The 2,056-nt window shown below is 43.5% G+C and carries 1 protein-coding gene and 1 pseudogene; both read left to right on the forward strand.

The annotated features are described in order from the left end of the window. Positions 1-199: 199 nt before the first annotated feature. A complete protein-coding gene (locus C7B70_RS25795) occupies positions 200-1,387 on the forward strand; it encodes a tetratricopeptide repeat protein (RefSeq protein ID WP_106371691.1) in 1,188 nt (395 codons plus the stop codon). Then, positions 1,384-2,056: pseudogene (locus C7B70_RS25800) on the forward strand (hypothetical protein); the annotation flags it as partial. The gene C7B70_RS25795 and the pseudogene C7B70_RS25800, both read left to right, overlap by 4 nt.

Genomic DNA, 2,056 nt, shown 5'->3' on the forward strand with positions numbered 1-2,056 from the left:
GTTACTAGGATAAATTTAATAGAGCATTAGTTTCATATCTGACCTCAAACAGCGACGCAATTAACCTTAAAAACGATTTAGACATATAAATAATGACAAAGTTTAGATTTGTAAAGGTTTAATTTCGCATTCATTACCTCCATTCATTGGCTTGGGGCAGGATATACTGAAAGGCAAATTGGCAAATTGACGGGGAGAAATGAGTGACGAAGAAATCTCCAGCCTGATAGCATTAGCGGATCGGGCAGTTTATGAATTTAGCGGCAGACATTTGACAAGCGAACAAAAGTATATACTTGAGCAAAGTTTGCTAGGGAAAAAACTTAATGAGATTAAGTTAGAAAAATATACGGAGGGTTATCTCTCTAGGGGTAAAGCTCAACAACTGTGGCATTTGCTATCACAAGCAATCGGTAAAAAAGTTAACAAGGATAACCTTATAGGTACTCTCAGACAACTGCAAGCCAAACAGCTACGGCAGCAAAGCTCGAAGAGCAAGCCAAAAACTAAGTTCAAGGAGCAAATTGCTCTTGACGGCAGTGCGTCTAGTTCAGCACTAATGGTTGTTCAAGCAGCATTATTGGATGGAGCTATTGAGAAATTGAGTAACGAACAGGAGCGCGAACCACCCCAAAACGACCAGCCTCAACACTCCCAAGGCAGAAATACTTTATTACCAACTACTATTAACAGTAGAGAAAGTAGATATAAATCTAAGTTAATCAAATTCCTGCAACCTGGAATAGCACTTTTAGCCTCAGTTGGAATATTCGGTGGTTGGTATGCTTTATCTTGGCTAGGTAACTGGTATGGCGCAAAGAGTCACTTAGCAGGTAAACTGCCGCAAGCTCAGATTGCTTATAATTGGGTACTGGATATCAACCCTTGGTCGGCAGAAGCACACTATAATCTTGGTGCAGTTTATGAAGATCAGCAGAACTATCAGCAAGCGCAGTTGCAATACCAGAGGGCAATAGAGTTAGGTCTATTTGCTGCTTACAACAATCAAGCACGGTTGTATCTTTTGCAAGGAAAATCTGATCCTGCTATTGCCTTGTTGCAAGCTGGTTTACCTCTAGCTCGAAACCAGGAACCACGCATTGAGTACAGCTTTTTTAAAAATCGTGGTTGGGCGCGCCTACAACAAGGTCGCTTAGAAGAAGCCCAAGTCGAGTTAGAGCAAGCAATTGCTCTCCAACAGGAGCGCTCTGCTGCCCACTGCTTATTCGCTCAGGTTCTAGAACGTCGCGGCGAAAAGCAACAGGCTTTGCAACACTGGGAAGATTGTCTAGCATACACCTATCTGCCCAGAACTCCTGAAGAAGACATTTGGACTCGTCTGGCACAACAAAGATTAAAAGCTAGTTTTGGGGACTCAAATAAGTGAATACTCGCCTACCTACAGTAATATATTTCGTTTTACTTCTAGTCGCAACACCAGCAATAATAGCTAACCAGAAAAAAGCAGTAGCAAAACCTGCTAGCAATAGTTGTGTCCATTTAGGGCGATTAGTTAGCATTCGCGGTCAGGTACAACTAAAACGTCGAAACTGGTCTAACTATCGACCAACGGCAATTGGTGCAGCATTGTGTCAGGGCGATCTGCTGCAACCTAATCGCGGCGCTAGAGCAATAGTGCAATGCGCTGATCCTAAGCAAAATTTGTGGATAGTGCCTAGTGGCATATCTTCAGGTGTTGCTAGGGGCTGCTATCCTCCAGAGCAACCAGTACACACAACCACTCAGCCAATTACACCTACTCGTGACCCCTTCCTTAATTCTATTCCCTACATCATCTATCCTCATCGTACTTGGTTACTTAGCTACAAGCCGACATTGCGCTGGACTGCTGTTCCTGGTGCAAACAACTATGTTGTGCGTGTCAGCGGTCCTGGTATTAACTGGGTGCGTGAAGTTAACACAACTTCTATCGTTTATCCTGGTCAACCACCCCTTAAGCCTGTAGAGTCAGGATATTTGCTGACAGTTGAAGCTGATAGCGGTGGACTACCTACCAAAGCGACTTTTGGTTTACTTGAGCGCCAACAAGCAACTT

Source organism: Chlorogloea sp. CCALA 695 (assembly GCF_003003885.1).
Taxonomy (GTDB): Bacteria; Cyanobacteriota; Cyanobacteriia; order Cyanobacteriales; family Chroococcidiopsidaceae; genus Aliterella.

Coding starts and splice junctions, on each gene's coding strand:
- C7B70_RS25795 (WP_106371691.1), top strand. CDS start 200: ATGAGTGACGAAGAAATCTCCAGCCTGATAGCATTAGCGGATCGGGCA.